Below are 7,302 nucleotides of genomic sequence, written 5' to 3'. Positions count from 1 at the left end.
TTTCTCAAAAAACTCAGCGCACTCTGCGAAAACCTCTGCGCCCTCTGCGTTACAAAAGTTCACAGAGTTTTCGTAAAGTTTTAAAAATGAGAAGAAAAATAGAGCATAAACTCGGCGCACTTATGCAAAGCATTTTCTTAAAAAACTCAGCGCACTCTGCGAAAAACCTCTGCGATCTCTGCGTTACAAAGTACAAAGCTAGTTTTACATCACAATAAAAATTATTTTGAGAAGAATTGATTTCTCTTTCTTACTTTTGAAACTATGAAAATATTTAAGATTGCTTTTTGGATTATTTGGCGCGTTTGGTTTTATGTCTTGATGGCAATTCCAATACTTATCATGCTGCCTTTTTTATTGATTTCTATAATCTCTGAGAAAGGTTATCCCTATTTTTTTAAAATGGCTCGAGTTTGGGCTAAATTCATCCTTTTCGGGATGGGGTTTTATTATACCGTAAAACGCGAACAGAAGCTCATTAAAGGCAAAAGTTATATGATTGTGGCCAACCATACCTCGATGACCGATATAATGCTTATGCTGGCTTTAATTAAAAACCCTTTTGTTTTTGTTGGAAAGAAGGAGCTGGTGAAGATTCCGCTTTTTGGATTTTTCTACAAAAGGACTTGTATTCTGGTTGACAGAAGTTCATCTAAAAGCAAAAATGAAGTTTTTAAAAGAGCTCAAAATAGATTGAATCAAGGTTTAAGCATTTGTATTTTCCCAGAAGGTGGAGTTCCAGATGATGAAAGTATTTTACTGGATGAGTTTAAAGACGGTGCATTCAGATTGGCAATAGAGCATCAGATTCCGATTGTACCTATTGTTTTTCCAGATAACAAAGACCGCTTTTCATATACCTTTATGAGCGGAAGTCCTGGGAAAATGCGAGCTCGAATTTTACCTTTCGTAGAAACAGAAGGATTGACAAGCGATCACAGAAAAGAATTGAGAGACCAAGTAAGAACTATGATTTACAATGGTTTGATCGATTTTCAGAAATAACCATAAAAACATTATGTAAAATACAAAAGCCGGCAGATTGATTTGATCTGCCGGCTTTTCTTTGAATTAAAAACCCCCTATTTTTATTCAAAAGTTATTATCTGTGAATTATCTTTTCTGAAATAAAACGCAATACTTTTTTAAATTTCAATTTGGTTTTTCTTCGGTTTTTATTGTACAACAATTCCATTTTTTCTTTCATGATTCAAAATATTAATGGTTGATAATAAAGAGTTTGGTTTAATAACTCACGTTAATGTCACATTATTATAGATAAAGAAAAATTAAAAAGGTTGCGTCCGAATTTAAAAATAATAATAACAAAACCCGTTAGATGAAGATGACTAACGGGTTTTTACTCAAATAACCAACCAACGTAAATTCTAAAAAAAGCCAAATTGGTATATGGCAATACCAAATTGCAAACTGTTTTTTTAATAGATGGAGGTTTGGTAAAAAGGTTGCGTGAAAATTTCAATTTTATTTTTAAATAAAAAAAACCGAACGATTTTTGAGAATCATTCGGCTCTTAAATTGTCTTTTTTTGACTTATGTTTAGGCATTTGCCAATTCTTTCATGTGTTCTTTAATTTTAATTTCCAGTTCTTCAGCAAGTTCTGGATTATCTTTAATTAAAGCTTTTACCGCATCACGACCTTGACCTAATTTTGTATCGCCATAGCTAAACCAAGATCCTGCTTTTTTAACGATGTCGAATTCAACAGCTAAGTCTAAGATTTCACCAGTTTTAGAAACACCTTCTCCGTACATAATGTCAAATTCGGCAGTTTTGAAAGGTGGTGCTACTTTGTTTTTAACAATTTTAACTTTAGTTCTGTTACCAATTACGTTTTCGCCATCTTTAATTTGAGCAGAACGACGAATATCTAAACGAACTGAAGCGTAAAATTTAAGTGCGTTACCCCCAGTTGTAGTCTCTGGATTTCCGAACATAACACCAATTTTTTCACGAAGCTGGTTGATAAAGAAAACGGTACAGTTTGTTTTGCTGATAGTTCCAGTAAGTTTTCTCAAAGCTTGAGACATCAAACGTGCGTGAAGACCCATTTTAGAATCTCCCATTTCACCTTCGATTTCACTTTTTGGTGTCAAGGCAGCAACAGAGTCAATTACCACAATATCAATAGCTCCAGAACGAATTAAGTTTTCGGCAATTTCCAAAGCTTGCTCTCCGTTGTCTGGCTGAGAAATGATTAAGTTCTCGATGTCAACATTCAATTTTTCGGCATAATTTCTATCAAATGCGTGCTCGGCATCGATAAAAGCGGCAATACCGCCTGCTTTTTGAGCTTCTGCAATAGCATGAAGTGTCAAAGTTGTTTTTCCAGAAGATTCTGGACCATATATTTCGATAATTCTTCCTTTTGGATATCCGTTTACTCCAAGAGCTAAGTCAACACCTAATGAGCCAGAAGAAATCGTTTCTACTTCTACAATGGCTCTATCGCCCATTTTCATTACGGTTCCTTTTCCGTAGGTTTTGTCAAGTTTATCAAGCGTTAATTGTAGTGCTTTTAATTTGGCTTCTTTCTCTGAACTCATTTTTTCTAAATATGTAAATTATTATTTTGTCTTTCTGGATAAAAATAAGAAAAACCTTCTATATTTTATTAATCTATTTTTTCAATTTGTAAAATTACTTCTTTTTCTGAAGTTTGATTGTTCCAAATTGTCACAAATTTGATCTATAAAAAAAGGGCCTTTAATTCTGTAGCATCAGAAGGTTTAATTTTCCCAGCAAGTAGCAAACTCAATTGTTTGCGACGTAGTGCGGCATCAAAACGTTGAATTTCAAGTTCGGTTTCTGGAATAATTGCAGGAACTTCAACAGGTCTTCCGGTGTCGTCTACTGCCACGAAAGTATAGATTGCTTCGTTGGCTTTTGTTCTGTTTCCAGATTCGCGATCTTCTACCCAAACGTCAATAAAAACTTCCATCGAACTTTTGAATGACCTTGAAACTTTTGCTTCTACGGTTACAACGCTTCCAAGCGAAATGGCTCTATTAAAAGCAACGTGATTTACAGAAGCCGTTACCACAATTCGGCGCGAATGTCTGCGAGCTGCAATACTTGCTGCACGATCCATTCTGGCTAATAACTCACCGCCAAAAAGATTGTTTAAAGGATTTGTTTCGCTCGGTAAAACTAAATCAGTTAAAATTGTTAAGGATTCTGAAGGATGTTTTGGATTCATTTTTTTGATAATAAATTTATTTTTTGCCACTCCCGATAGCATCGGAATCAGAGATTAAAAGATTAAAAAATCGGTATAAATCTGTGAAATTGGTGACTGATTTTTTTAATAATTAGGTCGACTAATTCAACCAATAAACAGCCATAATGGCTGGGATATAATAGATAACAATGGTTCTCGCGCCATCGTAATCTTTTGCAAGCCTTTGTCCGAAAAGCATCATTAGCAAACTGATACAAGAAAAGATAGCTCCATAAAAACCAAATTCTCTTCCGTTATTTGTAAATAATTGGATTCCCCCAACAACGCATAAAATTCCAGAAATTAACTCCAAAATTAGTAAATGCAAAAGAGCCAGCGGAACTTGATTTTTTAATGGAGTCTTAGCGAAATGTTCTTTTAGCCAAGTTACAGTATCTTTCCAGTAAAAAATTTTTTCGTAACCCGATTGTAAAAAAGTTAAAGCTAGAAAAGCTAAAAGTAAAATTGAGGCAACATTGTTCATTATAAATTATTTTTTATGAATTAAACGAGTCAATTTGATCGATAAATCGGTGAGGATTATTTTTGCATTTCCATTTCTTTCAATATGATACATGGCATCTGAAAGTTCTTTGAATATTTCGTGAATGTTATTTCCGTTTACGAAAGGCGCAAAATTCTCCAATTTAAATTTGTCCACTTTCGGTTCAATGTAAACCAAACTCGGAGTTTGATAATTCAGCATAAGAGCTTGTCGGAACATTTCGATGCAATACTGAATAAATTTTTTCTGGCTTTCGCGTCCCAGCGCAGCAATCTGCTCACTCCAAGAAATTAAATCCTGAATGGCTGCCGCATTTCCTTTTGCTCTAAAAGCGGCGCGAACCCAATTGACGAACCATTGCTCGAATGGAAGATCGTCATCATCTTCTTTTAAGAGATGCAGCGCTTTATTAAAATTTCCTTGAGCTTGATGGGCAATTTTTTTAGCCAGATTTGAATCTATATTTTCTTGAGCAACCAAAGCTTCGGCAATTACTTTTTCTGGAAGTCCGTTAAAGTGGATGACCTGGCAACGCGAACGTATGGTTTGGATAATATCTTCTTCGTTTTCAGAAATCAGAATAAACATCGTTTTATCTGATGGTTCTTCCAAAAGTTTTAAAAGTTTATTGGACGCGGCGATATTCATTTTATCGGCCATCCAGATAATCATAATTTTGTAGCCGCCTTCGTAAGATTTTAGCGAAAGCGATTTTAAAACTTCCTGCGCATCTTCAACACGAATTTCTCCTTGTTTGTTTTGAACGCCCAGAATTTTGTACCAATCGAATAAGCCACCATAAGGCATTTCTTGAATAAAACCTCGCCAATCCTGAATAAAATCTAGACTCTTTGGTTTTGTTTTTACATCTTCGGTTGTAACAGTTGGATAAATGAAATGAAGATCGGGATGAGAGATGTTGTCAAACTTAAGATTGCAGGAATCATTTCCGTTTGAATTTTCGTCACCCGTATTATTGCACAAAATGTATTGGGCGTAAGCAATGGCAGTTATTAATGTACCGCTACCTTCTGGGCCAACGAATAATTGTGCATGAGGAATTCTACCAGAAGCAGCACTTTTTATCAAGTGGCTTTTGATGTAATCTTGACCTAAAATTTGAGAAAATTGCATAGGGCAAAGATAGAAGAAAAAGTGTAGTCAAAAATTTTAGAGATGAGATAATTTCGATGCCTTAATTTTGAAATTTAGCACTTAACTCTTAAGGCTGTTTTTTTGAATTTTTGGAAGCATTTTCGACAGAATTTTGTTAATAAATATCTTCAAGTGAGTAAATATCAAGGTGTTTTTGTTAATATTTTTTTTCAAAAACCGACAAACGTATGTATTTTTTGGTTATTTATTGAGTCAATTTTTTATTTTTTATAGTTAATATCTTACGGTTTTTTCATTAACATTTTTAACAAAAAGCACGTTAAAACGCACATTTTCTCGACATAAGGCTGGTTTTTAAGGTTTTTTTAAGGAAATTTTTTGAAAAAAAAATCTATTAAAGTTGTAATTTAAGTTAATTTATATATTTTTGTTTTTATCAACAACCAATTATAAAATAAGAATCTATGAAAGGGAAAATTATTCTATTTAGTGCTTTTTTTATCTTAACTACTGCAGCTGTTTCAGCACAAGCTAAAAACGCACCGAGAAGTATTATCAGTACAACTGCTCTTATCCGAAAATATCATGACCAAAAAGAATTAAGTGGTATGCAAAAGGGTGAACTTTTGGAACTATACATCGAGCGTATTAAAGTATTAGTTAAAACTCTCCCTTACATTGCTTTGGTTACTAAGCCAGGTGTTACTATGGCAGACTTAGGTATTCCAGACGATAATGAACACAAAAAAGTTTTAGATGCTCAGGCAGTTGGTACAACTACTTTCTTAGATACTACTGTAGATTTTCAAAGAAAAATGATGCCTTACTCTGATAAAGGGAATCTAATCGCTGCAATTTTGTTTTACGAAAGTACATTGAAATCTTTACACGAGTTCAACGATTTGAACGAAATGTAATAAAGTAATTTTTTAAAATCTTTTTTAGGAAAGCCAAAGTAAATACCACTTGGTGCTCTTAGGAAACAAAATAAAAAAAACAACTCACTCTCAAAGGATCCTGAAAATTTCGGAAAACTTGAGAGGAGTTTTTACATTTACGCATACCCAAATTTATTATTAACCGTAATACCCCCTTATCATGAAAAAAATTACTCAATTAATCTGCGTTCTTTTGACGGTTGCGAGTATGAGTGCTCAACAAGAGAAAGGAATTATGGGCTACACCAATTGGTTAAACAACTGGACCGAGTTTAAGCCTAATAAAGTTGACTATGGAGAAGCAAACCAAATTTTGGCAGGAAATATTTCTGTTAATACTAAATTGCTGAAAAAAAATATCTACGTTCTACAAGGAAACGTTTATGTTACAAACAATGCAGTTTTAACTATCGAACCTGGAACTGTAATCATTGGTGATTTCGAAACAAAAGGAACATTGGTAGTTACAAAAGGTGCACAACTTGTAGCTGATGGTTTAGAAACAGATCCAATTGTATTTACTTCAAACCGAAGCATGAAAAAAGCGGGAGATTGGGGTGGAATTGTAATCCTTGGAGATGCACCAATTAATAAATTCGGAAATGTAGGTTCTTATAACCTAGACCTTGATCCTACAATGACTACTTACGGTGGAGACAATGTAGCTTCAAACTCTGGTATTTTAAGATACGTAAGAATTGAATTTGCTGGTAAAAAAGTAAAAGGCTTAGATACTTTCAATGCTTTAACTCTTGCTGCTGTTGGAAACAAGACAGTACTTGAAAATGTAATGGTTAGTTACGCTGGCGGAGATTCTTTCGGAATCTTAGGTGGTGACTTAAATGTTACAAAATTCGTTTCATATAAATCAGTTAACGATGACTTTAAATTCTCTCAAGGAGTTCAATGTCGTTTCTTCAACTCTTTAGCAGTTAGATCTTCTTACTTCTCAAGTACCAAAGACGGATCTCGTTGTATGGAGGTAAGATCTTTTGAAAAGAAATCTGAAACAGATTTCACTAAAAAACAAACTTTAGTAGTTGCTAGCAATATTACAATGGTTAATGACAGTGAAAATATTAACGCTGACATTCAAGCAGGTTTAGTAAAAGAGGCTGTTTATGTAGCTGAAAATGCTTCTCTTGAAATGAAAAGAAGTGTAATCTCTGGATTCAACCCTGCAGTATTATTAGACAGCAAAACTGAAATCAATGATGCCAACCTTAAAAAAATCAAATTTGAGGAAATGTATTTCAACTTATGTAAAGGAAACATCTTTACTGAATACAATTCTAACAATGAAGATTTAGAGAGCTGGTATGGAAACAGTGTTTTCTTTAATGTTTACTCTCAAAGCGATAACAAAGAAACATTCATTGATATCTTCAATCCTAAAAAACCAGATTTTAGATTACAATTAGGAAAAATCACAGCTTCTAGCGGTAATAGATAAATAGTTTCGATTTTTATTTCCCACGCGTAAATTTTATTAATTAAGTCC

Annotated in this window: 7 protein-coding genes; 3 read left to right on the top strand and 4 right to left on the bottom strand. The window is 33.7% G+C overall.

Annotated features, from left to right (window positions below; translation table 11 throughout):
• Positions 1-264: 264 nt before the first annotated feature.
• Positions 265-1,005, top strand: coding sequence for a 1-acyl-sn-glycerol-3-phosphate acyltransferase (locus tag J7574_RS02215; RefSeq protein ID WP_290963587.1), 741 nt, complete (start codon positions 265-267; stop codon positions 1,003-1,005).
• 555 nt (positions 1,006-1,560) lie between these two features.
• On the opposite strand, the gene recA is transcribed toward J7574_RS02215, so the two are convergent.
• From recA to J7574_RS02195, 4 genes are all read right to left on the bottom strand, one after another.
• Complete coding sequence (gene recA, locus J7574_RS02210; RefSeq protein ID WP_111368298.1) at positions 1,561-2,568, bottom strand: recombinase RecA; 1,008 nt, start codon at positions 2,566-2,568, stop codon at positions 1,561-1,563.
• A gap of 143 nt (positions 2,569-2,711) precedes the next feature.
• A complete protein-coding gene (locus J7574_RS02205; protein WP_095930181.1) occupies positions 2,712-3,221 on the bottom strand; it encodes an acyl-CoA thioesterase in 510 nt (169 codons plus the stop codon).
• Between the two features lie 121 nt (positions 3,222-3,342).
• Positions 3,343-3,726, bottom strand: a complete 384-nt coding sequence (locus J7574_RS02200; protein WP_290963578.1) for a DoxX family protein — start codon at positions 3,724-3,726, stop codon at positions 3,343-3,345.
• A 6-nt stretch (positions 3,727-3,732) separates the two neighbouring features.
• Complete coding sequence (locus J7574_RS02195; protein WP_290963576.1) at positions 3,733-4,881, bottom strand: DNA polymerase III subunit delta'; 1,149 nt, start codon at positions 4,879-4,881, stop codon at positions 3,733-3,735.
• 446 nt (positions 4,882-5,327) lie between these two features.
• Between J7574_RS02195 and J7574_RS02190 the strand changes: the two genes are divergently transcribed.
• Together J7574_RS02190 and J7574_RS02185 are read left to right on the top strand one after the other, a co-directional pair.
• Positions 5,328-5,780: a hypothetical protein gene (locus J7574_RS02190; RefSeq protein ID WP_198855090.1), complete on the top strand. Its 453-nt coding sequence runs from the start codon at positions 5,328-5,330 to the stop codon at positions 5,778-5,780.
• Between the two features lie 181 nt (positions 5,781-5,961).
• Positions 5,962-7,254, top strand: a complete 1,293-nt coding sequence (locus J7574_RS02185) for a hypothetical protein (RefSeq protein ID WP_290963574.1) — start codon at positions 5,962-5,964, stop codon at positions 7,252-7,254.
• The last annotated feature ends 48 nt before the right edge of the window (positions 7,255-7,302 follow it).

This window comes from Flavobacterium sp., from assembly GCF_017744675.1.
In the GTDB taxonomy this organism is placed as follows: domain Bacteria; phylum Bacteroidota; class Bacteroidia; order Flavobacteriales; family Flavobacteriaceae; genus Flavobacterium.
The sequence above is the reverse complement of the archived record's forward strand: the minus strand, read 5'-3'. Positions and strand labels throughout refer to the sequence as shown.

Coding starts and splice junctions, on each gene's coding strand:
- recA (WP_111368298.1), bottom strand. CDS start 2,568: ATGAGTTCAGAGAAAGAAGCCAAATTAAAAGCACTACAATTAACGCTT.
- J7574_RS02185 (WP_290963574.1), top strand. CDS start 5,962: ATGAAAAAAATTACTCAATTAATCTGCGTTCTTTTGACGGTTGCGAGT.
- J7574_RS02215 (WP_290963587.1), top strand. CDS start 265: ATGAAAATATTTAAGATTGCTTTTTGGATTATTTGGCGCGTTTGGTTT.
- J7574_RS02200 (WP_290963578.1), bottom strand. CDS start 3,726: ATGAACAATGTTGCCTCAATTTTACTTTTAGCTTTTCTAGCTTTAACT.
- J7574_RS02195 (WP_290963576.1), bottom strand. CDS start 4,881: ATGCAATTTTCTCAAATTTTAGGTCAAGATTACATCAAAAGCCACTTG.
- J7574_RS02205 (WP_095930181.1), bottom strand. CDS start 3,221: ATGAATCCAAAACATCCTTCAGAATCCTTAACAATTTTAACTGATTTA.
- J7574_RS02190 (WP_198855090.1), top strand. CDS start 5,328: ATGAAAGGGAAAATTATTCTATTTAGTGCTTTTTTTATCTTAACTACT.